This window comes from Geothrix oryzisoli (assembly GCF_022808865.1).
Taxonomy (GTDB): Bacteria; Acidobacteriota; Holophagae; order Holophagales; family Holophagaceae; genus Geothrix; species Geothrix oryzisoli.
This window is the reverse complement of sequence record NZ_JAKZLB010000003.1, coordinates 161952-182827: the sequence shown is the minus strand read 5'-3', so window position 1 is coordinate 182827 and position 20876 is coordinate 161952. Positions and strand designations below refer to the sequence as shown.

General features: G+C 68.3%; 32 protein-coding genes. 23 read left to right on the top strand and 9 right to left on the bottom strand.

Going from position 1 to position 20876, the window contains the following annotated elements; genetic code table 11:
• Positions 1-6 precede the first annotated feature (6 nt).
• The 4 genes from MLE43_RS09010 to MLE43_RS08995 all read left to right on the top strand — a co-directional run bounded on the left by MLE43_RS09010 (position 7) and on the right by MLE43_RS08995 (position 2945).
• Positions 7-1281, top strand: coding sequence for a RelA/SpoT domain-containing protein (locus tag MLE43_RS09010; protein ID WP_243303349.1), 1275 nt, complete (start codon positions 7-9; stop codon positions 1279-1281).
• 156 nt (positions 1282-1437) lie between these two features.
• Positions 1438-1884: a hypothetical protein gene (locus tag MLE43_RS09005; protein ID WP_243303347.1), complete on the top strand. Its 447-nt coding sequence runs from the start codon at positions 1438-1440 to the stop codon at positions 1882-1884.
• 83 nt (positions 1885-1967) lie between these two features.
• Positions 1968-2618 carry a YidC/Oxa1 family membrane protein insertase gene (locus tag MLE43_RS09000; RefSeq protein WP_243303346.1) on the top strand — a complete coding sequence of 217 codons (651 nt, stop codon included), beginning with the start codon at positions 1968-1970 and terminating at the stop codon, positions 2616-2618.
• Between the two features lie 9 nt (positions 2619-2627).
• On the top strand, positions 2628-2945 hold the full coding sequence (locus MLE43_RS08995; protein ID WP_243303345.1) for a hypothetical protein: 318 nt from the start codon (positions 2628-2630) through the stop codon (positions 2943-2945).
• Between the two features lie 34 nt (positions 2946-2979).
• On the opposite strand, the gene MLE43_RS08990 is transcribed toward MLE43_RS08995, so the two are convergent.
• Complete coding sequence (locus tag MLE43_RS08990; RefSeq protein ID WP_243303344.1) at positions 2980-3873, bottom strand: CPBP family intramembrane glutamic endopeptidase; 894 nt, start codon at positions 3871-3873, stop codon at positions 2980-2982.
• Positions 3874-4087: 214 nt separating this feature from the next.
• Here MLE43_RS08990 and MLE43_RS08985 point away from each other — a divergent pair, with 214 nt between their 5' ends.
• From MLE43_RS08985 to MLE43_RS08895, 19 genes are all read left to right on the top strand, one after another.
• Positions 4088-4387, top strand: coding sequence for a YciI-like protein (locus tag MLE43_RS08985; RefSeq protein ID WP_243303343.1), 300 nt, complete (start codon positions 4088-4090; stop codon positions 4385-4387).
• Positions 4388-4459: 72 nt separating this feature from the next.
• Positions 4460-4846 carry a DoxX family protein gene (locus MLE43_RS08980; protein ID WP_243303341.1) on the top strand — a complete coding sequence of 129 codons (387 nt, stop codon included), beginning with the start codon at positions 4460-4462 and terminating at the stop codon, positions 4844-4846.
• A 102-nt stretch (positions 4847-4948) separates the two neighbouring features.
• A complete protein-coding gene (locus MLE43_RS08975; protein ID WP_243303339.1) occupies positions 4949-5563 on the top strand; it encodes a DUF2239 family protein in 615 nt (204 codons plus the stop codon).
• A complete protein-coding gene (locus tag MLE43_RS08970) occupies positions 5556-5903 on the top strand; it encodes a GIY-YIG nuclease family protein (RefSeq protein ID WP_243303338.1) in 348 nt (115 codons plus the stop codon). Before MLE43_RS08975 ends, MLE43_RS08970 begins: the two co-directional genes overlap by 8 nt.
• A 96-nt stretch (positions 5904-5999) precedes the next feature.
• Complete coding sequence (locus MLE43_RS08965) at positions 6000-6215, top strand: hypothetical protein (RefSeq protein ID WP_243303337.1); 216 nt, start codon at positions 6000-6002, stop codon at positions 6213-6215.
• Positions 6215-6742, top strand: coding sequence for an NADPH-dependent FMN reductase (locus MLE43_RS08960; protein WP_243303336.1), 528 nt, complete (start codon positions 6215-6217; stop codon positions 6740-6742). The genes MLE43_RS08965 and MLE43_RS08960 overlap by 1 nt, the downstream gene beginning before the upstream one ends.
• Positions 6739-7215, top strand: a complete 477-nt coding sequence (locus MLE43_RS08955) for a YaiI/YqxD family protein (protein WP_243303335.1) — start codon at positions 6739-6741, stop codon at positions 7213-7215. The genes MLE43_RS08960 and MLE43_RS08955 overlap by 4 nt, the downstream gene beginning before the upstream one ends.
• Before the next feature lie 51 nt (positions 7216-7266).
• Positions 7267-7437 carry a hypothetical protein gene (locus tag MLE43_RS08950; RefSeq protein ID WP_243303333.1) on the top strand — a complete coding sequence of 57 codons (171 nt, stop codon included), beginning with the start codon at positions 7267-7269 and terminating at the stop codon, positions 7435-7437.
• 48 nt (positions 7438-7485) lie between these two features.
• Positions 7486-8373, top strand: coding sequence for a class A beta-lactamase (gene bla, locus MLE43_RS08945; protein ID WP_243303331.1), 888 nt, complete (start codon positions 7486-7488; stop codon positions 8371-8373).
• Positions 8370-9128 (top strand): YdcF family protein, encoded by a 759-nt coding sequence (locus MLE43_RS08940; protein ID WP_243303330.1) that lies wholly within the window; start codon positions 8370-8372, stop codon positions 9126-9128. Before bla ends, MLE43_RS08940 begins: the two co-directional genes overlap by 4 nt.
• A gap of 105 nt (positions 9129-9233) precedes the next feature.
• Positions 9234-9713, top strand: coding sequence for a HugZ family pyridoxamine 5'-phosphate oxidase (locus MLE43_RS08935; protein WP_243303329.1), 480 nt, complete (start codon positions 9234-9236; stop codon positions 9711-9713).
• Positions 9714-9880: 167 nt separating this feature from the next.
• Complete coding sequence (locus MLE43_RS08930) at positions 9881-10354, top strand: rubrerythrin family protein (protein WP_243303328.1); 474 nt, start codon at positions 9881-9883, stop codon at positions 10352-10354.
• Positions 10347-10910, top strand: a complete 564-nt coding sequence (locus MLE43_RS08925) for a DUF3501 family protein (protein ID WP_243303327.1) — start codon at positions 10347-10349, stop codon at positions 10908-10910. Before MLE43_RS08930 ends, MLE43_RS08925 begins: the two co-directional genes overlap by 8 nt.
• Positions 10911-10919: 9 nt before the next feature.
• Positions 10920-11363: a Dps family protein gene (locus tag MLE43_RS08920; protein WP_243303324.1), complete on the top strand. Its 444-nt coding sequence runs from the start codon at positions 10920-10922 to the stop codon at positions 11361-11363.
• A 195-nt stretch (positions 11364-11558) separates the two neighbouring features.
• Positions 11559-12137: a Fe-Mn family superoxide dismutase gene (locus tag MLE43_RS08915; protein ID WP_243303322.1), complete on the top strand. Its 579-nt coding sequence runs from the start codon at positions 11559-11561 to the stop codon at positions 12135-12137.
• A 228-nt stretch (positions 12138-12365) separates the two neighbouring features.
• On the top strand, positions 12366-13067 hold the full coding sequence (locus tag MLE43_RS08910) for a DUF2461 domain-containing protein (protein WP_243303319.1): 702 nt from the start codon (positions 12366-12368) through the stop codon (positions 13065-13067).
• A gap of 116 nt (positions 13068-13183) precedes the next feature.
• Positions 13184-14125: a metallophosphoesterase family protein gene (locus MLE43_RS08905; protein WP_243303317.1), complete on the top strand. Its 942-nt coding sequence runs from the start codon at positions 13184-13186 to the stop codon at positions 14123-14125.
• On the top strand, positions 14122-14601 hold the full coding sequence (locus MLE43_RS08900; protein ID WP_243303313.1) for a QcrA and Rieske domain-containing protein: 480 nt from the start codon (positions 14122-14124) through the stop codon (positions 14599-14601). The genes MLE43_RS08905 and MLE43_RS08900 overlap by 4 nt, the downstream gene beginning before the upstream one ends.
• A 62-nt stretch (positions 14602-14663) precedes the next feature.
• Positions 14664-15716 (top strand): RNA polymerase sigma factor, encoded by a 1053-nt coding sequence (locus MLE43_RS08895; protein ID WP_243303311.1) that lies wholly within the window; start codon positions 14664-14666, stop codon positions 15714-15716.
• Here MLE43_RS08895 and MLE43_RS08890 read toward each other — a convergent pair.
• The 8 genes from MLE43_RS08890 to MLE43_RS08855 all read right to left on the bottom strand — a co-directional run bounded on the left by MLE43_RS08890 (position 15698) and on the right by MLE43_RS08855 (position 20876).
• Entirely contained in the window at positions 15698-16744 is a 1047-nt protein-coding gene (locus MLE43_RS08890; RefSeq protein ID WP_243303309.1) for a prephenate dehydrogenase/arogenate dehydrogenase family protein, read from the bottom strand. The two genes, MLE43_RS08895 and MLE43_RS08890, sit on opposite strands and share 19 nt — an antisense overlap.
• A 27-nt stretch (positions 16745-16771) precedes the next feature.
• Positions 16772-17002 (bottom strand): thioredoxin family protein, encoded by a 231-nt coding sequence (locus MLE43_RS08885; RefSeq protein ID WP_243303308.1) that lies wholly within the window; start codon positions 17000-17002, stop codon positions 16772-16774.
• Between the two features lie 143 nt (positions 17003-17145).
• Complete coding sequence (locus MLE43_RS08880; RefSeq protein WP_243303305.1) at positions 17146-18219, bottom strand: permease; 1074 nt, start codon at positions 18217-18219, stop codon at positions 17146-17148.
• Between the two features lie 7 nt (positions 18220-18226).
• The gene (gene arsM / locus MLE43_RS08875) at positions 18227-19078 is read right to left on the bottom strand and encodes an arsenite methyltransferase (protein ID WP_243303303.1); all 852 of its coding nucleotides are present in this window, start codon (positions 19076-19078) and stop codon (positions 18227-18229) included.
• 68 nt (positions 19079-19146) lie between these two features.
• Positions 19147-19482 carry an ArsR/SmtB family transcription factor gene (locus tag MLE43_RS08870; protein WP_243303302.1) on the bottom strand — a complete coding sequence of 112 codons (336 nt, stop codon included), beginning with the start codon at positions 19480-19482 and terminating at the stop codon, positions 19147-19149.
• 71 nt (positions 19483-19553) lie between these two features.
• Entirely contained in the window at positions 19554-19973 is a 420-nt protein-coding gene (locus MLE43_RS08865) for an arsenate reductase ArsC (RefSeq protein WP_243303300.1), read from the bottom strand.
• A gap of 10 nt (positions 19974-19983) precedes the next feature.
• Complete coding sequence (locus MLE43_RS08860; protein WP_243303299.1) at positions 19984-20466, bottom strand: arsinothricin resistance N-acetyltransferase ArsN1 family B; 483 nt, start codon at positions 20464-20466, stop codon at positions 19984-19986.
• Complete coding sequence (locus MLE43_RS08855) at positions 20463-20876, bottom strand: rhodanese-like domain-containing protein (RefSeq protein ID WP_243303298.1); 414 nt, start codon at positions 20874-20876, stop codon at positions 20463-20465. Before MLE43_RS08855 ends, MLE43_RS08860 begins: the two co-directional genes overlap by 4 nt.

The window sequence follows — 20876 nt, the reverse complement described above, 5'->3', positions numbered from 1 at the left end:
GCTGCCATGAAGTTGTCAAATACAAAAGTTGATAAAGCTGGAATTGCATTAGCAAAGGATTCCTATACCTCCGAGGAGGAGCTTTTTGATGCCGAATCGATTTTCGATTTATACCGCGGTAACCATCTCCAGCCGTTGACTGAAATCACCCTTGAGTTACAAGATTGGTTGTCAAAATTCGGCGAAAATTATTATATCGCTCAAAGACTTAAAAGAAAGCCACAAATCATAAGGAAACTTAATAGATTTAGTGTTAGATTGACTCAATTGCAAGATATTGGTGGATGTAGAATTATAGTTCAAGGTAACAATACGGTTGATTCTTTATTGAGATACCTTCAAGACAAAGTAGCACAACAGAAAGATTTAAAACTAATTAGAGAGGTCGATTATCGAGAAAAGGGGCGTGACGATAGTGGTTACCGGTCCCTTCACTTAATTCTTGAGCGTCATGGGCACAAAATTGAATTACAAATTAGAAGCAGAATTCAACACTATTGGGCTGAAAGCATTGAAAGAACTTCTGTTATTTATGGATACCACTTGAAGGAATGCGAAGGTCATTCGGATGTCCTCGCGTATTTTAAAAAACTTTCAGATATTTTTTATGAAATCGAATGTTATAGAGAACCATCTCCGATTCAAAAACTTGATATTGATCAATATCGTCGATCAGCAGAAGAAATCATCAAAAACTCGGATAGAAACAAAATTTTAGAAGGATATGTAAACGAGGGTATAATTAAAAAACTTGTTTCAGTCGAATCCGCCCGAAAAACAGGTTTTAACAATTGGATTATCATATTTGATTGGAATAAGGGCGCATTCGTAAGTTGGGATATTGTTGATCGTGCCAGCGAAAAAGCAATTCAAGCATATGTTGAAAATGAAAAGTCATTCCCTGCAAGAGATGGGTTTGAGGTGGTTATGATCGGTTCCTCCGACGTTGCGACTATTCGACAAACGCATAGTCACTATTTTGGCATTGATAGTTATGAAAATATTTTAGAAACACTTGATGACTCTGTTATTGGATTTACAAGACGTTCTGATATTGATACCGATGCGCGCCAAATATTGCTTTGCCTTCATCGGCATAGATATTGGGGCAAAAATACTATCCGTGAAGAAACACTCCGCAATCATTATTGTAAAGATGCAGTTACCTTTGACTCATCTCTTGATTTACTGGTTAGTAAAGAACTAATATTGAGAGCCTCAACAAAAGCACCTCTATCCTTAAATCTGAAGAAAAAAACTGAAATCGAAAATTATCTATGAACCGAGCATCGGCCTAACCCTCCGTTCAAGTTAGACTCCGCCTGCTATGCCCTCCGCTCTCACTCAACTTCTCGCTTCCTCGGCTCCGCTCAGCGCCTCGGCCCCGGCATGGCCGGTTGGCTTCCTTCGTTAAGGCGATTTTCCATGGAAACGACCATGACCATGCCCACCAGACTCGCCCTCTGCCTCCTCCTCCCTGCCGCCCTGGTGGCCGCCGACAAGACCGAGGTCCGGCCCCTGAAGACCGAAGCCGACGCCAGGGCCCTGGTGGAAAGCTGCCTCAAGCAGTTCGTGGCGGGGGACTACAAGGCCGGGCTGGATCTGCTCAAGCCGCACTGGAAGGTCTCGCTGAACGAGATCGACACGCTCACCATGCAGACCATCACCAGCCGCACGGCGGTGAAGGAGCGGTTCGGCGCCAGCATCGGGTACGAGTTCATCGCCCAGCAGAAGGCCGGGACCTCCTTCCTGAGGTTCCTCGCCGTTGAGAAGCTGCAGAACACCGCCATCCGCTACTCGGTGGTGTTCTACAAGGCCACGGACCACTGGGAGCTGCAGACCTTCGTCTGGGACGACAAGGTGCAGAACCTGTTCGGAGACTAGGGCCGCGACAAGGTTCCCGACGTAAAGGCCACCCCTTTTAGGCAGATCTGTCACCATCCTTCCACCCTGACCCAGGAGCCCCGATGCCACTGTGGACCATGTGGACCCACCTCCTTGAGACCGCCCTTGGCTTTCTCGGAGCGCACCTGGGGCTTTCGGAGGCGGCGGCGATCATCGCCCTCACGCTGATGGCCCGCACGGCGCTGATGCCCGTGTCGCTGACGGCCGCCTACAAGGCCCAGAAGAACAAGGAGGCCATGGAGCGAATCAAGCCCGAGCTGGAGAAGCTGCGCGAGAAACTCAAGGACAACCCGACCGAGCTGGCCACCCAGACCATGGCGCTGTACCGCCAGCACGGCATCACCTTCCTGGACAAGGTGTCCGTGCTGAACATGGGCTCCCAGGGGCTCTTCGGCCTGGGCATCTTCCAGGTCCTCAAGCGCATGGTGTTCAGCTCCCGGTTCCTGTGGATCCCCAACCTCGCGCGGCCCAACCTCGCACTGACCATCCTCGTCGGCGCCCTCATGCTTTTGGGCACGGCCCTTATGCCCGGCGCCACCGGCAACGCCTCCATGCTGCTCATGATCGGGATTCCCGTGGTGATCTCGGTGATCGCCGTCGCCGCCCTGCCCTCCGCCCTGGGCCTCTACTGGGCCACCTCGAACGCCGTCACCGTGGTCCAGGCGCTGGCGCTGCGCGGACTGCTGGCCCGGCGGAGGTCCCTGACGGCCTGATCCGCACCCATGTCCCTCCCCACCCCTGAACTCAAGCTCGGCTATGAGCTGTTCTCCAAGCTGCTGAACTGGGCGGCGGGGAAGCGGCAGTCGAAGCGGCTGGAGGAGCTGAAGTCCAGGGCCTTCCAGGAGCTGCTGAAGGGCGATGCGGCGGACCTGGATCTGGTGGCCTCGGTGCTGAAGGAGATCCACAAGGCGGCGGACACCTCGGCCAAGGCCATCCGCCTGGAGACCCTCTACGACAGCGCCACCCAGCCACCGGCCAGGCCGAAGAAGCCGGAGCGCCGGCGCAAGCCCGCCCGGAAGGGCCCGGGGCCCAAGGGCTGAGACCGGCGGCCGCGGTCCCGGTTGCGGCCCGGGCTCAGAGGGAACCGAGGCCCGGGGAGGCCGGTGCCACGGCAGAAGCCGGCGCCGAGCCCCGCCACCACCCCAGCAGGAGGATGCCCACCAGCACGGCGGCCACCCCGAAGACGCTGGCCTCCAGCCCGAAGGCGCCCCCGCTCACCCACTCCGGTTTCCCCTGGAACACGGGACGGACCCAGCCGTGCGCGACCGAGGTGCCGCTGACCCCGAAGCCCAGGACATGGCCCTGGGCCCAGTTCCACCCCAGGTGGATGCCGATGGGCAGGGCCAGGCTGCGGGTGCGGAGGTAGGCCAGCCCCAGGAACACCGCGGCCAGGGCGATGTCGAGGGTGGCCCAGACCTTGGTGGCGCCGTGCATGCCGGGGTTGCCCCAGTGGGCCCCGGCGAAGAAGAGCGCGAGGATCACCTGGGCGGGCCAGGCTCCCAGGCCCGCCACCAGCCGCTGGAAGACGAAGCCCCGGAACAGGTTCTCCTCCCACAGGGCCACCAGCGCGAACATCCCGAAGCCAAGCCCGAGGCTCCTGAAGCTGCGCCCGGGATCCAGTTCCCAGGTGACTCCGCCCACCGCCCAGAGCAGCCCCGCCGCCAGCAGCATGACGCCGATCCCGAGCAGCGTGCCCCAGGCGGCTTCCCGGACCCAGCGGCCGTTCAGCTGCCAGCCGGTGCTGGCCAGGGACTCACCCCGGAGCCGGGTGCAGAGCCAGGCCGCCAGCAGGCTGAACAGGAACAGGAGGCCCACCACCCAATCGCCGCCGCGGATCCCAGCCCGCTTCAGCAGCGGGGCCACCAGCCCCTGGAAGGCGCTGGCGCAGGTCACCAGGATGGCCAGGTAGAGGAGCGCCCACCACCCGTTGCGCAGGCGCCGGCCTTGGTCGAAGAAGATGGAATGCATGGCAGGCCCCTGGCTGATGCTGAGTTACGCCCGCGGCCGCGGATCGTTTACGGAGGTCCGGCCCAGGCCTTGCGGCGGCTCAGGATGCCGCAAGGCCGCCACGCGCCCCATCCCTCCTGGAAAAAGACGGGGGCGCCGTCAACCACTTCGCCCCATCTTTACTCTCATGGAGGCCGGTCCTTGTGGGCCGCCTTCCCATTGCAGAGGTATATCCATGCATTTCCTCCTGATTTATGAGGTCGGTCCGGAATATGTGGAGCGCCGGGGAGAGTTCCGGAAGGAGCACCTCGCGCTGGCCTGGGAGGCCCACCACCGAGGCGAGCTGGTGCTCGGCGGCGCCGTGGCGGACCCGGTGGACATGTCGATCCTCCTGTTCCAGGGCGATTCCCCGGCGGCGGCCCAGCGGTTCGCGGCGGCGGATCCCTATGTCCTCCACGGCCTGGTACACCGCTGGACCGTCCGCCCCTGGATCACCGTGGTGGGCGCGGGCGCGGCCACGCCGGTGCATGGGTAGGCCCGCCGCCTGGACGCTTCCCTCCGGCGCGGTTCTGGGCAAAATGTCACCACAACCTGCCCGGAGGTCCGCATGAAGTGGCTCGAGAAGTACGCCGATCACACCTACGCCCTGCTGCGGATCGTGGCGGGCCTGCTGTTCGTCTTCCACGGGTTCCAGAAGCTCTTCGGCGTGGCGGGCGGCTTCCGGCCCCCGGTGGGCTCGCAGATCTGGATCGGCGGCGTCCTCGAGCTGGTGGGCGGCCTGGCCATCCTGGTGGGCTTCCAGACGCGCCTGGCGGCCTTCGTCCTCAGCGGCATGATGGCCGTGGCCTACACCCAGTTCCACTGGAAGTTCCAGCTCGGCGCCGCCTTCTGGCCCGCGGTGAACCAGGGTGAGCCGGCGGTCGTCTTCTGCTTCCTGTTCCTCTTCATGGCCGCCCGGGGTGGCGTGAAGTGGTGCGTGGACCAGGTTGGCTGAGCGCCGCCCGGAGGCGGATTTCACTTTTTTACCCGGATATTATTGACCCACTAAATTCATCCGGGTAAATTATCTTCGTCCCTCCGGACGGAGATCTACGCCATGCCCGAAAATCCAGTCAAGCTCTGCACCGCCTTCCAGGGGACTCGACGGCTCGCCTCGGGGCCCCTTCCCGAAGTGGCCTTGGCCGTGAAGGCGGCCCTGGACCAGGGGGCCACGGCCCCCCTCCTGACCTTCGAGGATGCGACCGGCCGGGTGGTCGACCTGGACCTGCGCGGCACCGCCGAGGCGGTGGTGGCCCGGCTGTCGCCCCCCGGGGCGGGCCGCGAGGAGGCCGCGGCGCTCCCTCCCCGCGGCCGGGGGCGGCCGAAGCTCGGCGTGGTGGCCCGCGAAGTCACCCTGCTGCCCCGGCACTGGGACTGGCTGAACGCCCAGCCCGGGGGGGCCTCCGTGGCCCTGCGCAGGCTGGTGGAGGAGGCCCGCCAGGCCAGCGGCGGGAAGGAGCGCCGCCGGGAGGCCCAGGAGGCCGCCCACCGCTTCATGACCGCCATGGCGGGTGACGAACCGGGCTTCGAGGAGGCGCTGCGCGCCCTGTACGCCGGGAGCCGGGAGACCTTCCAGGCGATCCTCCGCGCCTGGCCCGCCGATGTGGGCGACCACGCATGGAGGCTGGCGGGTCCGGCCTTTCCGGCGGAGGAAGGGGGCGCCCATGGCTGAGCCCTTCGACCGGAAGGCGGCGCGGAGGGCCTACAAGGAGCGCCGGCCGCGCCCCGGGATCTACGCCGTCCGGGAACGGGCCACGGGCCGCGCCTGGGCCGGCTCGGCCCCGAACCTCGACACCACCCAGAACGGCCTCTGGCACACCCTCAACGCCGGCCGTCACCTGGACCGGGACCTGCAGGCGGCCTGGACCCGCCTGGGGGAGGCCGCCTTCGAGTTCGTGCTCCTGGAGGTCCTCGAGGAGGATCTGAGCCCCTGGGCGTTGAAGGAGACCCTCAAGACCCGGCAGGCCGAATGGGCGCGCCGGCTCGCCGAGGCGCCGCTCACAGGGCCGTGAGGCCAAGTCCCCTCGCCCGGGCCGGGAGGTTCCGCCCGGAGCCTGCCCCCTTCCGGGACCCGTCATGCTGGAATGGAACCGTCCCCTGGAGGTCCCATGCGTCTCAAGCCGCTCGTCGGGCTGGCCCTCATCGCCCTCGGGGCCGCGGCCCTGGCCTGGCCGGAGTTCAGCTATACGAAGGGCAGCCACGACGCCAAGCTGGGCCCGCTGGAGTTCACCCTGAAGGAGAAGGAGACGGTGCGCATTCCGTCCTGGGCGGGCCTGGCCGCCATCGCCGTGGGCGTGGTGCTGGTCTGGCGGCGGAAGGCCTGATGCGGATCCTCGCCTTGGCCGGGAGCCTGCGGCCCGGCTCCCTCAACGCGCGGCTCCTGCGGGAGGCGGCCCGCCTGGCGCCGGCCGCGGCCTTCGAGTTCTGGGAGCGGCTGGACGACCTGCCCCACTTCAGCCCCGAGCGGGACCTCGAGCCCGCGCCGGAGCCCGTGGCCGACCTGCGGGCCCGCATCCAGGCCGCGGATGCCCTCCTCATCTGCACGCCCGAATACATCCACGCCATGCCCGCGGTGCTGAAGAACCTGCTGGAGTGGGTGGTCTCCTCGGGCGCCTGCGTGGGCAAGCCCGCGGCGGCCTGGAGCGCGTCGCCATCGCCGGAGGGCGGTGCCAAGGCCCAGGCTTCCCTCGCCCACACCCTGGCGGTGATGTCGGCGCGGGTGGTGCCCGAGGCCTCGCTCTGCCTCACGCTGGCGGCATCGAGCCTGGACGCGGAGGGGCGGCTGGCGGACCCGGCCCAGGCGGGGCGCGTCGCGGCGGCGATCCAGGCCCTGCTCGGGACCGGAGCATGAGCGACGAACCGGCCGCCATCCGCATCTTCGTGGATGCCGACGCCTGCCCCGTGAAGGAGGAGGTCTTCCGCGTGGCCACCCGCTGCGGGCTCCGGGTCCTCCTGGTGTCCAACACGCCCCTGCGGGTGCCGCGGAATCCGCTGTTCGAGTCGGTGGTGGTGGCACGGGGGCAGTTCGATGGCGCCGACGACTGGATCGTGGAGCGCATCACGGCCTCGGACATCGCGGTGACGGCGGACATCCCCCTGGCGGCCCGCTGCCTGGAGAAGGGCGCCCGGGCCCTGGATGCCAAAGGCCGGGTGTACTCTCCGGATTCCATCGGCGACGCCCTGGCCAGCCGCGAGCTGATGACGCACCTGCGGGCCATGGGCGAGCTGGGCACCGGCCCGGCCCCCTTCACGGCGCGGGACCGCTCCACCTTCCTCCAGCGGCTGGACGACCTGATCCAGGCACTTCGCCGGACGAGGCGGTAGACTAAGGAAAGGGCTTCACAGGCTTCAACCTTTTTTGAGATCGGACGCGCCATGGCCAGAAAGCCCAACTACAACTTCGAGAAGCGGCAGAAGGACCTGGCCCGCCAGAAGAAGAAGGAAGAGAAGCTGCAGAAGAAGGCGCTGAAGAAGGACGCCCAGGGCAACGACATTCCGGAACCCGAAGGCCAGGACGACACGCCGGAGGGCGGCCAGCCCGAGTAGGCCGCGCCGGCTCTCCGTGGTAGAACGGGGGGCTTTCATGGAGCCCCCATGGTCCGGACCCTGCTCGCGGCCATCCTCGCGCTGCTGCCCCTCCTGGCGGCCCCGCCAGCGCCGCTGGCTTCTTCTGCTTCGGACCCTCTGGCAGCCCTGGAGGCGCGGGTCGGGGGGCGCCTCGGCGTGGCGGCGCTCGACACGGGCTCAGGCCGCCGCCTGGACCACCGGGGGGGCGAACGCTTCCCCATGTGCAGCACGTTCAAGGTCCTGCTGGCCGGGGCCGTGCTGGCCCGGGTGGACCGGGGCCCCGATGGGCTGGACCGCGCCCTTCGCTACACCAGGGCGGACCTGCTCGAGTACGCGCCCATCACCACCGCGCGGGTGGCGGAGGGCCGCATGACCCTCGCGGACCTCTGCGCCGCCGCAGTGGAGGTCAGCGACAACACCGCCGCCAACCTGCTGCTGGGCCACCTCGGCGGGCCCGGGGCCGTGACGGCCTTCGCCCGCTCGCTTGGCGATCCCGTGACCCGCCTGGACCGCACAGAGCCCGCCCTGAACACCGCCATCCCCGGCGACCCCCGGGACACCACCACCCCGTCGGCCATGGTGGACACTCTGAAGCTCCTGCTCCTGGGCGAAGCCCTCCATCCGGCCTCCCGCCAGCGCCTGGAGGGCTGGATGCGGGGCTGCACCACAGGTGTGACCCGGCTGCGGGCGGGCCTGCCCGCGGGCTGGATCGTCGGCGACAAGACCGGCACCGGGGCGCGGGGCACCGTGAACGATGTGGCCATCCTCCGTCCGCCCGGCCGGGCACCCATCCTCGTAGCCGCCTACCTCACTGGCTCCACCGCCTCCGCCCGCGACCGCGAGGCCGCACTGGCAGACGTGGGACGCATCGTGGCCGGGGCGTTCTTGTCCGAAGCCGCTCCGGAGGCACCATGACCCTGCTCTCCCTGCAGAAGACCCTGGCCCTGCTGGTCATGCCGGCGGGCCTCCTCTGGCTGCTCCTGTTCGCCGGCTGCCTCCGCTGCTTCATCCGGCGGCAGCGGGTTCCGGCCCTGCTCTTCCTGAGCGCCGCGGTGCTGGAGGCGATCGCGGGGAACGTCTACCTGGGCTCCATCCTCACGAGACGCCTGGAGGCCCCGATCCCTCCCCTGCAGATGACCACGGTCCAGCCGTTCGATGCGGTGTGCGTCCTCGGCGGGGGGAGCCAGGTAGATCCTTTTGGGCAGCCCCAGGCGAACCACGCGGGGGACCGGATCGTTCTCGCCGCCCGGCTCTGGCATGCCGGGAAGGCCCGGGTCCTCGTGGCCAGCGGCGCCACCCATGATGCCGTGAGCGGGGATCGGAACCTCGGCGAAGAGACCCGCCTCCTCTGGCGGGGCCTGGGCATCCCCGACTCCGCGATCCTGGTGGTGGAGGAGCCCTGCTGGATCACCCGCGATGAACTGGTCGCCTACCGCCGGCTCCAGGGCCGCTTCGGCTGGCATCGCGTGGCCCTGGTCAGTTCGGCCTGGCACCTGCCCCGGGCCATGGCCCTCGCCCGTCGAGAGGGGTTCGAGCCCACGCCGGTGGGAGCCGACTGGCAGGGGCGGCCCCGACCCTTTCAGCTCCAGTTCCTGGTGCCCCAGGCGGAGGGATTCGCGGAGGTCCACCGGGCCTGCTGGGAGTACCTCGGACACTGGGTGGGGCACTAGGATCCGGGTTCATGGCGGGGTATGGCCCCGCCGCACTCTGGGGTGCAGACCGCCCTTCCCGTCCGGAGGATGATGGAGGGTCCCGCCCCGGGGAAGGAGACCTGCATGGATCCGAACACGGAAGCGACGCTCCACGCCCTGCTGACCGGGCTTCCCGTGGCCGCCCTCGGCACCCTGCGGGACGGCGGGCCCTTCGTGTCCATGGCGCCCGTGGTTCCGGCCGCGGATGGCTCGGGCTTCCTCGTCCATGTGAGCAGCCTGGCCCAGCACACCCGCGACATGCGGGCCGATGCGCGGGTCAGCCTGATGCTCATGGTGCCCGTGGAGGAGGGCCAGGATCCCCTGGCCCTGCCCCGCGTCACGGTGCAGGGACGGGCCGAGGAGATCCCCAGGGGCTCGGATCGCCACGAGGCGGCGGCCGAAGCCTACCTGGCGCGGTTCCCGCAAGCGGAACCGACCCTCGAACTGGGGGACTTCTCCTTCTTCCTCCTCCGCCCCTCGGCCGGGCGCCTGGTGCTCGGCTTCGGCCGGGCCCTCAGCGTGGATGCCTCCCAGATCTGCAGCAGCCTTTCCAAGGTCCGCTGACCCTCGGACCTCTCGACATATCGTGGATCCGGCTCCCGGCCGGTCGAGGATGGTGCGCGATCGCGACCCTTGGAATTTCCAGAATTAATTCAATGATTTGACTTATTGCTTTGGCACGGGGATGGCTCTACCTTGATGCCGCCGATTGCGGCCCAAGAGGAGATCCCATGTCCTTCACCGACTCCAAGACCCACCAGAACCTCAAGGCTGCCTTTGCCGGCGAGAGCCAGGCGAACCGACGCTACACCTGGATGTCCCAAGTGGCCGAGAAGGAAGGCCTGAAGGAAGTGGCCGACCTCTTCAAGCACAGCGCTGATGGCGAAACGGGCCACGCCCTGAAGCACCTGATGTTCCTGGCGGAGAAGGCCGCGGATCCCGCGACGGGCCTGCCCCTGGGCGACACGCTGACCAACCTGAAGTCCGCGGTGGCCGGCGAGACCTACGAGTACACGGACATGTATCCCGAGTTCGCCCGCCTGGCCAAGGAAGAGGGCTACCCCGAGATCGCCGCCTGGTTCGAGACCCTGGCCAAGGTGGAGCGCTTCCACGCCGGCCGCTTCCAGGAGGCCCTCACCAAGCTGCAGGCCGGCGCCAAGCCCACCTTTGCCGAGCCCGCGGCCGACATCGCGAAACATGTCTGAGTTGCCGGTGACGCCCGCCTTCGACCCCGCCACCGAGCGCGCCCGCTTCCAGGCCCGCCAGGCTTTTCTGGCGCGCCAGGCGGCCCTGCGGCTGGAGCTGGCGGAGGGCATCAGCTTCCAGCCGGAAACGGCGGAGAGCGTGGCGGACCAGGTGGCCGAGACCCTCTGGGCCGAGGGCATGACGCTGGACTCCGCCCCGGCGGGGGACCTGGCCGAGGCCCGCGCCTCCTTCGCGGTGCTGGCGCCGCGGCGCGAGGGGACCGGCCGCAGCATCGCCGCCACCCTGATGCTGGGCTTTCCGGATGACCTGCGGGACCGCCGCCTGGCGGCCCTGCACACCTTCCCGGACCAGCTGCGGCTGGAGCTCTCGGACGGCACCCTCGTGGCCCCGTCCGTGGACCGCGGCACCGCCGGCCCCAGCGACCGCCTGCCCTCGGTGCTCGCCCTGCGCTACCTGATTCCGGACGGCCGCCGCATCGCCGCCCTCGTCTCCAACCACGCCGAGGTCCCCGGCCGCTGGCCCGCGCCAGCCGCCTGGGAGGCCTGGCCTTCCTGAGGAGAGACCATGAACCGTTCCGTCATCGACCACCTGAACACCGAGCTGGCCACCGCCTTCGTGCTGGCCCTGAATGCCAAGCGTTACCACTGGACCGTCACCGGCCCCCACTTCCGCGACTACCACCTGCGCTTCGAGGACCTGTACACCGCCGCCGACGGCACGGTGGACGAGCTGGCGGAGCGCATCCGCATGCTGGGCGGCGTGCCGATCCACGCCCCGGCCCAGATCGAGGCCCAGACCAAGGCCGACATCTCCAACCCCGCCGCCCGCCTGGATCCCGAGGCCATGCTGAAGGAGGCCCTGGCCAACGAAGAGACCACCATCTCCCTCATGCACGAGGGCATCGAACTGGCCGGCGGCGCCGGCGATCCCGGCACCGCGGACCTGCTCACCCGCTTCGTGCAGGTCCATCAGAAAGAGGCGTGGTTCCTCCGGGAGATGCTGGGGTGATCCAAACGAGGGGGGACCGCCCGGCCGCTCCGCGTCCTCTGCATCCCCCCTCATGCACCCCGACGCGGTGTCCGGGCCAAGCCCGGCCACCGCGTCGGATACCGGACCCGCACCTGAACATTGGGTCTGTTTCATCCAATTTCCGACTTTTTCAGTAAACTAATCATCCGCGCTCAGCGCAGCCAAGGAGACACCATGGCCTACACCGCGAAGAACTACGACCATCTGAAGGGCGGCGCCCTGAAGGGGCTCAGCGATTCCCAGCTGGATCAGCACTTCGGCCTCTACAAGGGCTACGTCACCAAGCTGAACGAGATCGAGGAGCGGCTGGCGACCGCCGACAACACCAAGCCCAACTACTCCTACAACGAGTACAGCGAGCTGAAGCGCCGCGAGGCCGTGGCCTTCAACGGCTCCTTCCTGCATGAGCTCTACTTCGAGAACCTGGGCGCCGACAGCGACATCAGCGCCGGCCTCAAGGCCGCCCTGGAGGCCGCGGGCGGCAAGGACAAGGTCCTCGCCGACCTCAAGGCCACCGCCATGGGCGGCCCCGGCTGGGCCCTGCTCACCCGCAACCGCCGTGACGGCAAGCTGCACACCTACTTCGTGGCCGAGCACCACCTGGGCCTGCCCATCGAGCAGGACCTGCTCGTGGTGCTGGACTCGTGGGAGCACGCGTTCATGGTCGACTACGGCACCGCCCGCGCGAAGTACCTCGAGGCGTTCGTCGAGAACATCAAGTGGAGCGAAGTCAGCAAGCGCTTCGGCAAGTGACCGACCGCCGGGTGACGAAGCAGGCTGCGGGGCAGCCTGCGTAGTCGGGACCCGGCGAGGAGGTTATGCCACCGACGCAGAAGGCCGCCGAAAGGCGGCCTTCGTCGTTCAAGCAAGCCCATGCGCGCTGGCGCCTCGGCGCCTTTCAACGCGTGCTCGCGGTTGGGCCCCCGAAATGGGGCCCGCCTTGTTTTGGGCGTAACCTGAAGGCCCCCTTCCGGAGGCGATGTGGCGGCCAAGACGACTCCTTCTGGACTGGAGAACCCGCTGGGACCCGGCCTCTTCCGGTTCCTGAAGGACCTGAAGGCGCACAACGAGCGCGCGTGGTTCCTGGAGCACAAGGCGCGGTACGAGGCTGAGGCCCGGGAGCCCATGCTGCGGCTCATCGCCGCCTTCAGCGGCCCCCTGGCCCCCCTCAGCCGCCACTTCCTCGCCGATCCGCGGCCCTCGGGTGGCTCCCTGTTCCGGATCTACCGCGACACGCGGTTCGCCAAGGACAAGACGCCCTACAAGACTCACGTCGCGGCGCACTTCCCCCACCGGACCGCGCAGGCCGGCGGCGTCCACGGGCCTGGCTTCTACCTCCACCTGGAGCCCGGCGGCAGCTTCGCGGGCGGCGGCCTCTGGCATCCGGATCCCGAGGCGCTGTTCAAGGTCCGCCAGGCCATCGCCGCCAAGCCCGCCGCCTGGAAGGCCCTCCGGAAGTCCGGACTGGAGATCGAAGGCGATGCACTGAAGCGGGTTCCCCAGGGCTTCGACCCCGGCCACCCCTGCGCGGAGGACCTCAAGCTCAAGGACTTCTACACCTCGGTCGGCTTCACGAACGCCCAGGTGCTGGCGCCGGATTTCGTCGACCAGGTGGCCGCCGCCTGCCGGCAGGCCTCCCCCCTGGTCGCCTTCCTCTGCAAGGCCCTGGACCTGCCCTGGTAGGCCAAATCGGGGTCGATCCTCCGACCCGACATCCAATCCCCCAAGACTGGCGTATCCCTCTGTGTCCCCTCGAGTGAGGGAACGGAACGCCGGGCCGAGCCCGGGAGGAGGGGCGCATGGGATCGCAGATGGATCGGCTGACCTTCCTGAAGGTCATGGGCATCGGGGGCGCCGTGTTCGCCACGGGGCTTCCGGGCTTCGCGGAGGCGCTCGGCCCCGCGGGCGGCGCCAAAGCCTCGGACTTCTACTGGGTGCAGCTGTCAGACACCCACTGGGGCTTCGAGGGGCCCAAGGTCAACCCGGATGCGACCGGCACCCTGGGCAAGGCCATCGACGCGGTGAATGCCCTCGATCCCCAGCCGGACTTCGTCATCTTCACGGGCGACCTCACCCACGACACCGACGATCCGCTCCTCCGCCGCAAGCGCATGGCGGAGTTCAAGCAGCAGGCCAGCCGGCTGCGGGTCCGGCAGATCCGCTACCTGCCGGGGGAACATGACGCAGCGGAGGACCGCGGCGAAGCCTACCGGGAGGCCTTCGGCATCTCGCACTACGCCTTCACGCACCGGGGCGTGAACTTCATCGCCCTGGACAACGTGTCCCAGGTGGGCTCCATCCTCGGCGCCGAGCAGCTGAAGTGGCTGGCGGGGGAGCTGAGCCACACGCCCAAGGACGAGCCCCTGGTGATCTTCGCGCACCGGCCCCTCTTCGACCTCTATCCCGACTGGGACTGGGCCACCCTGGACGGCCAGAAGGCCCTGGACCTGCTGAAGGACCACCGCTTCGTGACGGTGTTCTACGGCCACATCCACCAGGAGCACCACCACCGCACGGGCCACATCCAGCACCACGCGGCCACCTCGCTCATCTTCCCCCTGCCGGCCCCCGGCTCCGCCCCCAAGCGGGCGCCGGTACCCTGGGACCCGGCCCACCCCTACCGGGGCCTCGGCTTCCGGCAGATCCACACCCAACCCCAGCTGAAGACCGGCGAGGGACTCCTGGTGCTGGCCGAGAAGCCTCTCGCCGAGTCGCTGAAGGGCGCGGGGACACCGGCATGACGATGGCGCATCCCGACGGCCCACCCCTGGTCTCCGTCCACCCGCGACGCGCCTTCTGCGCCACCCTCGGCCTCCTGCTGGCGGGCGCGGCCCTCCCGGGCGGGGCGCAGCCTGCCGTTCCGCCGGAGCTGCCGCCCGATCCCCACCCGCTGAAGCTCACCGAGGCCACGCGGGCGGACCTGACACCCGGCAAGGTGCTGGACTACCGGCGGCTCGGTGCCTTCTTCCTCATGGCGGACGAGCGCGGGATCTACGCCCTGTCCGGCATCTGCACGCATCTCGGCTGCATCGTCCATGCGGACGGCGCCGCCGGCTTCGCCTGCCCCTGCCACGGCAGCGAGTACGACGGCCACGGCGAGGTCACGCAAGGGCCCGCCAAGCGCCACCTGCGGCACTTGGAGGTGAAGGAGACCGACCCGCAGGGGCTGCTGCTGGTGGACACCGCCAGCACCGTCCCCCCCGAGACCCGGCTTTGACCCGGATTCCTAGGCCGCCGGGACTGGCCCAGGAAGGCTTGAGGGAAGAGGATGAAGCCACGATGACCGCCCCGGTCCCCCCTTCCCCTGCCAGCCCCCCCGGTGAGGAGGACGCGATCCTCGTCCAGCGGGTCCGGGAGGGCCGGGAGGAGGCCCTGCAGCAGCTGCACCGGCGCTATGCGCCCCTGGTGTTCCACTTGGCCTGCCGCTCCCTGGACCGGGCGGCGGCCGAGGAGGTCGTGCAGGACACCTTCCTCGCCGTGTGGCGGAAGGCGGCTGATTTCGACCCAGCCAAAGGATCCTTCCGCACCTGGCTCCTCGGCATCAGCCGCCACCGGATGCTGGACGAGCTGCGGGCCCGCGCCCGACGCCCCCAGGCCGCCGGCGATCCCCTCGAGCAGGCGGCCCTCTCCGCGGAGGACCCCCTTCCGGACGAGGCCCTCTGGCGCGAAGTCCAGCGGGACGCGGTGTCGGAAGCGCTGGCGGCCCTGCCGGAACCCCAACGGGCGGCCCTGCGGCTGGCCTTCTTCGCTGACCTCACCCACGAGGAGGTGGCCCGGGCCCTCCAGGTCCCCCTCGGCACCGCGAAGACCCGGATCCGCAGCGGCCTGCGGAGCCTGGAGCGGCACCTGGGCGGCCTGGTGGCCATCCTGGCTGCCGCCGTGGGAGTCACGGGAACCTGGATCTACCAGCGGCACGCCGTCCAGGACCGAAGCGAGCAGCGGGCCCTCCACCTGCTGGCCGACAGCCAGACGAAGGCCCTGCGCCTGACCCCGCCCGGGGCCGCCCCAGGGGAGATGGGCCTCCACGCCAGCTTCCGCAGCGCCCCCGGCGCCGGGATCGCCGTGCTCACCCTCTCGAACTTCCCGGCTCTCCCCGCTGGAGAGCATCCGGTCCTCTGGATCAGGACGGCCCAGGGCTGGAGGCACCTGGATCTCCAGGGTCCCGGTCCTGACGGGAAGGCCCTCCAGATCCTGGAAGCCCCCTGGCTGGCGGAGGCCTGGCCGCTGGAGCTCCAGATCACCCGAGAAACCCGGCCCGCAGACCGGCCCGCAGGCATCCTGGTGGTGGCCTGGGCGGGCGCGGCGGAGGGCGGTCAGCCCTTGGCGCCCTGAGCGGAGCGCGAAGCCCGCAGCACGGCCCGGAAGACCTCCTCGACCCCTTGGCTGTCCAGGCCCGCTTCCAGGGCCCAGGCACGGCGGGCCTGGAGCTGAGCGCTCTCGCGCTCGGGATCGTGCACGGGCAGGCCCAGCTCGGCCTTGGCTCGGCCGGCGCGGAGCACCAGTTCCGTGCGGCGGGCCAGGAGGGCCACCAGCTCCTGGTCCAGGGTGTCGATGTGGTCGCGGGTCTCCTGGAGGATGGGGGAGCGCTCCCCCAGGCTGGGGATGGCCAGCTGCTGCTCGTCCGCACCCTCGGCCACGGCTTCCGCCAGGGTCTGGTGGATGGCGGAGAGGGCCTCCAGCAGGCCCTCTCGGGCCCCGGCGGCGAAGGGATTCTGGTTCTGGAGGGCGGCGAAGAGGTGGCCGGCGTCCTCGCGCACGGACTCCAGCGTGCGGGCGATCGCGTGGAAGGAGGGCGGCGTGAAGGGCAGCTCGGCCCCGGCGCCCACCGCCAGCAGCCCCTTGGCGATGAAGAAGGTGAGGGCATGGGTGGTGGCCATCACCCGGTCGTGGTCCTCGGGGCTCTGGCGCAGCACCTCGCAGTCCAGGCTCTCGAACAGGGCCTGCACCCGGTCTGCGGCGGCAGGATGGTGGGCCGAGGGGCAGAGCACCACGCGCAGCGGCCGCTCGGCCCGGGCCAGGCTCACGGGCCCGAAGAGGGGGTGCGTTCCCGCGTGGGGGATGGCGGCCCCCAGCTGGGCGTCCATCAGGGCGCAGGGGCCCGACTTCACACTGCCCACGTCGAAGACCAGCTGGTCCGGCCGGAGGTGGGGGCGAAGGCCCGCCAGGGCCGCGGCCTGGGCGGCCACGGGGACCGCCAGCACCAGGGCCTCCGCGTCCGCCAGATCCTGGAGACCGGTCGCCCGGCGCTCCACGGGGACCTCCACGGCGGGATCCCAGGCCCGATAGCCATGGCCGGCCTCGCGGAGCAGCTCGCCCAGAGCGCGCCCGAAGCGGCCATAACCCAGGATGCCGATGCGCATGAACGCCCCTCGTGGTGTGGGGAAATCCTACCGCAGCAGGTCCTTGATGGCTGCCACCGTGGGCACGTGGCCCTGGCTTTTCACCACGCCATCCACCACCAGGCCGGGCGTGGACATCACGCCCCGGGCCACGATGTCCGGGTATTCCGTCACCTTCACCAGCGTGAAGTCCACCCCCAGCCCCTTCGCGGCTTCCTCGGCCCGCTCCGCCAGCAGCTTGCACTTGGCGCAGCCGCTGCCCAGCACTTCGATCTTCATGGCATCACCTCATGGTTACTCGGGTCAAAAAACACACGCAGAGAACGCGGAGGGACAGGAGTGACGCAGAGAAGGAGGGCCGGACTTTCTCCGCGCACCTCTGCTTTCTCCGCGCTCTCTGCGTAGGTGGTTTCCTTTGCCCGTCATAGCAGCGCGTTGAACAGGAAGCCCACCAGCACGATCCCCGCGGCCACCACGCCCAGGAACACCGCCAGCAGCCGGGGCTTGAGCACCTTCCGCAGGATGACGGTCTCCGGCAGCGACAGGCCCGTGACGGCCATCATGAAGGCCAGGGCCGTGCCCAGGGCCGCGCCCTTGGCCAGCAGCACCTGCACGATGGGGATGATGCCGGCGGCGTTGGAGTACAGGGGCACGCCGATGAGCACCGCCAGGGGCACGCTCCACCAGGCGGACTTGCCCATGACGCGGGCCAGCAGCTCCGCGGGCACATAGCCGTGGAGGAAGGCGCCGACCGCGATGCCCATGAGGACATAGATCCACACCTTCCCCACGATGTCCTTCGTCGCCTGGAGCGCCAGGTCCAGGCGCGCGGCGAGCCGCATGGGGGCGTCGGAGGCCTTGGACGCTTCGAAGGGGATCTCCAGGATCCAGGGCTCCAGATGGCGCTCCATGCGGAGCTTCCCGAGGATCCAGCCCGCCACGAAGGCCACCGCCACGCCCGTCACGGTGTAGAGGAGGGCGATGCGCCAGCCGAAGAGGCCGAACAGCAGGAACAGCGCCACCTCGTTCACCATGGGCGCCGACACCAGGAAGCTGAAGGTGGCGCCCAGGGGCACGCCCACCCGCACGAAGCCGATGAAGAGCGGCACCGCCGAACAGGAGCAGAAGGGGGTGGCGATGCCCAGCAGCGAGGCCAGGAGGTTGCTCCAGGCGCCGGTGCGCTTCGCCAGCAGGTCGCGGGTGCGCTCGGGGCTGATGAACGTCTGCACGAAGCTGACGCCCAGCACCACAGCCCCGAGGAGCATCAGCACCTTGGGCGCGTCATAGGCGAAGAAGGCCACGGCCTCGCCCAGGCGGCTGCCGGGGGCCAGCCCCAGAGCCCGGAAGGCCAGCCAGCCGGCGATGGGCTGGAGGATCAGGTAGAGCCCGACCCAGACCGGGAGGGCGGCCAGCAGCCACCCCCCCGAGGTCCAGAAGCCGCCGCGCGGAGTCGGCGTCGGCGCAGCACAAGCACAGCTTTTCGAAGCATCCGTCATGGCACCCTCACCCGCAGCAGCCGGGCGCGCAGCAGGCCTTCACAGTCTTGGTGGCCTCCACCTGGACGCTGAGCACTGAGCTGGCCAGACGCTCCAGTTCCTCCGGACTCATGCCCGGGTAGCGCTCCTTCGCCAGCGCCATCAATTCCGGCGAGAGTTCCGCCAGGCCGAAGCCCCGCTCGGAGGCCACGGTCACGCCCTCGAAACCCGCGGCGCGGATGGCGGCCAGGTAGTCGTCCTTCAGCATGGCGCCGGAGATGCAGGCGGCGTAGGCGTCCAGATCCTGGAGCAGCGCCTCGGGCAGGGGCCGGGCCAGCACGAGGTCGGAAACATGGAGGCGGCCGCCGGCCTTCAGCACGCGGAAGGCCTCACGGAAGACCTTGGCCTTGTCCGGGGCGAGGTTCACCACGCAGTTGGAGAGGATGACGTCCACGCTGGCGTCGTCCACGGGCAGGGCCTCGATGTCGCCCTGGCGGAACTCGACATTCCCGTAGCCGTGTTTCCGGGCCAGGGCCGTGGCCCGGGCGATCATCTCCGGCGTCATGTCCACGCCGATGACATGGCCTCCGGGGCCCACGCGCTGGGCGGCGAGGAAGGCGTCGAAGCCCGCGCCGGAGCCCAGGTCCAGCACGGTCTCGCCGGGCTTCAGCGCGGCCAGGGCCACGGGATTGCCGCAGCCCAGGCCCAGGTTGGCGCCTTCGGGCACGGCGGCCAGGTCCTTCGGGTCGTAGCCCAGTTCCAGGCTGGCGTCGCCGGGCGCACAACCACAGGAAGTGGAAGGACCACAGCAGCTCTGGTTCTTGGTGACGAAGCCCGCATAGCGGTCGCGGACGGCAGATTTGAGTGTTTCGGAATCCATGGCGGTGCCTTTCAGATGAACGGTCCCCGGGGATGCCGGCGGCATCCAGGTCCCAGGACGATGGAAGGTCAGTCCCTGTCGCAGCAGGGCGAAGGGGGCGGCGGTTCCGCGGCGCCACCGGCGCAGCAGTCCTGCCAGATGTAGTCGGTGAGCGCATGCAGCACGCCGAAGTCGGCGCGGTAGCGGAGCGTGGTGCCTTCCCGGGCCACCTGCACCAGGCCGGCGTCGGCGAGGGTGGCCAGATGATGGCTGAGGGTGGAGGCCGGGATGTCCAGGCGCGACTGCAGCTCTCCGGCGGGCGTCCCCGCCTCGGGGCCCTGCACCACGCGGCGCAGGATGGCCAGGCGGACGGGGTGTCCGAGGGCTTTCAGCCGCTCTGCCGCCTGTTCCACACGCCCGGTCATGGTCTCCTCCTGGCTTAATTCTAGGTTTGTCGAAATAGCGCGCAAGCCCTAATTTCGATTTTTTTCGAAATTCAAGAAATCCAGCCCCGCTCCCGCCCGAGCGCCTCCAACCGGCGGGCGATCTCGTCCCGGGCGGCGCGGAAGCGGGCCCGCAGGTCCTCGGGCGTCAGCGAAGGATCATCGCTGGCGGGATCCGGGATGGGCCAGTGCAGGCGCTCGGCCTTGCCCAGGAAGGCAGGGCAGACTTCCTCGGCGCAGAGCGTGATCACCAGGTCCACGGAGGCCGGATCGATGGCCGACACGGGCTTGGAGGTGTGCGTCGAGGCGTCGATGCCCCGCTCCGCCAGGACCTCGATGGCGTACGGGTTCACGCCGCTGGGCCGGCTGCCGGCGCTCTGGATGCGGAAGTCCGGGAACAGGAGGCGCGCCAGACCTTCGCCCAGCTGGGACCGGGCGCTGTTGGCCACGCAGAGGAAGAGGATCGAGGTCACCGTGGCTCCTTCACAGCATCCGTTCCCAGAAGCCCACATCCACCCAGGCGCCGAACTTCCAGCCGGCTTCGGTCATGTGGCCCACCTTCCGGAAGCCGAGCTTCTCGTGCAGCCGCACGCTGGGCTCGTTGGGCAGGCCCAGGCAGCCCAGGGCCGAGTGGAAGCCCTGCTGCCGGAGTTCGTCCAGCAGCGCCTGGTAGAGCGCGGCGCCCCGTCCCTTCCCGTGGTGGCCCTGGGCCAGGTAGACCGTGGTCTCCACGGCGAAGCGGTAGGCGTGCCGGGTCCGCCAGGTGGCGCCGTAGGCGTAGCCGATCACCCCGCCGTCCTCCTCCCACACGAGCCAGGGATAGGTCGCGGTCACCTTGGCGATGCGCGCCCCCATCTCGGCCGCGGAAACCGGTTCCTCCTCGAAGGTGATGATGGTGTCCCGCACGTAGGGGTTGTAGATGTCGGCCAGGGCCGGGGCGTCGGTGGGCAGGACTGGGCGGATCATCGGTGGCCTTTCCGGGGGCGCAGGACGCAGGGGCAGGGTCCGTAGAGGAGGGCCGCGGCGTCGGTCGCCACGGGCAGGCCCTCCTGGTCCCAGAGGAGCATGCCGCCGTTGAGGCAGGCCACCTGGGTGAAGCCGTGGTCGAGCAGCAGGTGCGCGGCTTCCTTGGTGTAGACGCCAGAGCTGTCGGCCAGGAGCAGGGGCCGGTCCGCGGGCAGCTCGGCGAGCAGGCCGGGGAGTTCCTCGTGGGGGATGCGGATCGTCTCCGGCACCTGGAAGGCCTTCATCTCCGCCAGCTCGTCGAGGCGGAGGTCCACCAGGACCGCGCCCTCGTTCAGCACGGCCAGCGCGTCCTTCGGCGCCAGGAAGCGCAGCCCCTGGATCACCATGCCCCTGCCCTCGAAGATGCCCAT

Bases quoted from the DNA above. Each gene is read 5' to 3' on its own strand.
- MLE43_RS09010 (WP_243303349.1), top strand. From the start codon at position 7: ATGAAGTTGTCAAATACAAAAGTTGATAAAGCTGGAATTGCATTAGCA.
- MLE43_RS09005 (WP_243303347.1), top strand. From the start codon at position 1,438: ATGACCATGCCCACCAGACTCGCCCTCTGCCTCCTCCTCCCTGCCGCC.
- MLE43_RS09000 (WP_243303346.1), top strand. From the start codon at position 1,968: ATGCCACTGTGGACCATGTGGACCCACCTCCTTGAGACCGCCCTTGGC.
- MLE43_RS08995 (WP_243303345.1), top strand. From the start codon at position 2,628: ATGTCCCTCCCCACCCCTGAACTCAAGCTCGGCTATGAGCTGTTCTCC.
- MLE43_RS08990 (WP_243303344.1), bottom strand. From the start codon at position 3,873: ATGCATTCCATCTTCTTCGACCAAGGCCGGCGCCTGCGCAACGGGTGG.
- MLE43_RS08985 (WP_243303343.1), top strand. From the start codon at position 4,088: ATGCATTTCCTCCTGATTTATGAGGTCGGTCCGGAATATGTGGAGCGC.
- MLE43_RS08980 (WP_243303341.1), top strand. From the start codon at position 4,460: ATGAAGTGGCTCGAGAAGTACGCCGATCACACCTACGCCCTGCTGCGG.
- MLE43_RS08975 (WP_243303339.1), top strand. From the start codon at position 4,949: ATGCCCGAAAATCCAGTCAAGCTCTGCACCGCCTTCCAGGGGACTCGA.
- MLE43_RS08970 (WP_243303338.1), top strand. From the start codon at position 5,556: ATGGCTGAGCCCTTCGACCGGAAGGCGGCGCGGAGGGCCTACAAGGAG.
- MLE43_RS08965 (WP_243303337.1), top strand. From the start codon at position 6,000: ATGCGTCTCAAGCCGCTCGTCGGGCTGGCCCTCATCGCCCTCGGGGCC.
- MLE43_RS08960 (WP_243303336.1), top strand. From the start codon at position 6,215: ATGCGGATCCTCGCCTTGGCCGGGAGCCTGCGGCCCGGCTCCCTCAAC.
- MLE43_RS08955 (WP_243303335.1), top strand. From the start codon at position 6,739: ATGAGCGACGAACCGGCCGCCATCCGCATCTTCGTGGATGCCGACGCC.
- MLE43_RS08950 (WP_243303333.1), top strand. From the start codon at position 7,267: ATGGCCAGAAAGCCCAACTACAACTTCGAGAAGCGGCAGAAGGACCTG.
- bla (WP_243303331.1), top strand. From the start codon at position 7,486: ATGGTCCGGACCCTGCTCGCGGCCATCCTCGCGCTGCTGCCCCTCCTG.
- MLE43_RS08940 (WP_243303330.1), top strand. From the start codon at position 8,370: ATGACCCTGCTCTCCCTGCAGAAGACCCTGGCCCTGCTGGTCATGCCG.
- MLE43_RS08935 (WP_243303329.1), top strand. From the start codon at position 9,234: ATGGATCCGAACACGGAAGCGACGCTCCACGCCCTGCTGACCGGGCTT.
- MLE43_RS08930 (WP_243303328.1), top strand. From the start codon at position 9,881: ATGTCCTTCACCGACTCCAAGACCCACCAGAACCTCAAGGCTGCCTTT.
- MLE43_RS08925 (WP_243303327.1), top strand. From the start codon at position 10,347: ATGTCTGAGTTGCCGGTGACGCCCGCCTTCGACCCCGCCACCGAGCGC.
- MLE43_RS08920 (WP_243303324.1), top strand. From the start codon at position 10,920: ATGAACCGTTCCGTCATCGACCACCTGAACACCGAGCTGGCCACCGCC.
- MLE43_RS08915 (WP_243303322.1), top strand. From the start codon at position 11,559: ATGGCCTACACCGCGAAGAACTACGACCATCTGAAGGGCGGCGCCCTG.
- MLE43_RS08905 (WP_243303317.1), top strand. From the start codon at position 13,184: ATGGGATCGCAGATGGATCGGCTGACCTTCCTGAAGGTCATGGGCATC.
- MLE43_RS08900 (WP_243303313.1), top strand. From the start codon at position 14,122: ATGACGATGGCGCATCCCGACGGCCCACCCCTGGTCTCCGTCCACCCG.
- MLE43_RS08895 (WP_243303311.1), top strand. From the start codon at position 14,664: ATGACCGCCCCGGTCCCCCCTTCCCCTGCCAGCCCCCCCGGTGAGGAG.
- MLE43_RS08890 (WP_243303309.1), bottom strand. From the start codon at position 16,744: ATGCGCATCGGCATCCTGGGTTATGGCCGCTTCGGGCGCGCTCTGGGC.
- MLE43_RS08885 (WP_243303308.1), bottom strand. From the start codon at position 17,002: ATGAAGATCGAAGTGCTGGGCAGCGGCTGCGCCAAGTGCAAGCTGCTG.
- MLE43_RS08880 (WP_243303305.1), bottom strand. From the start codon at position 18,219: ATGACGGATGCTTCGAAAAGCTGTGCTTGTGCTGCGCCGACGCCGACT.
- arsM (WP_243303303.1), bottom strand. From the start codon at position 19,078: ATGGATTCCGAAACACTCAAATCTGCCGTCCGCGACCGCTATGCGGGC.
- MLE43_RS08870 (WP_243303302.1), bottom strand. From the start codon at position 19,482: ATGACCGGGCGTGTGGAACAGGCGGCAGAGCGGCTGAAAGCCCTCGGA.
- MLE43_RS08860 (WP_243303299.1), bottom strand. From the start codon at position 20,466: ATGATCCGCCCAGTCCTGCCCACCGACGCCCCGGCCCTGGCCGACATC.
- MLE43_RS08855 (WP_243303298.1), bottom strand. From the start codon at position 20,876: ATGGGCATCTTCGAGGGCAGGGGCATGGTGATCCAGGGGCTGCGCTTC.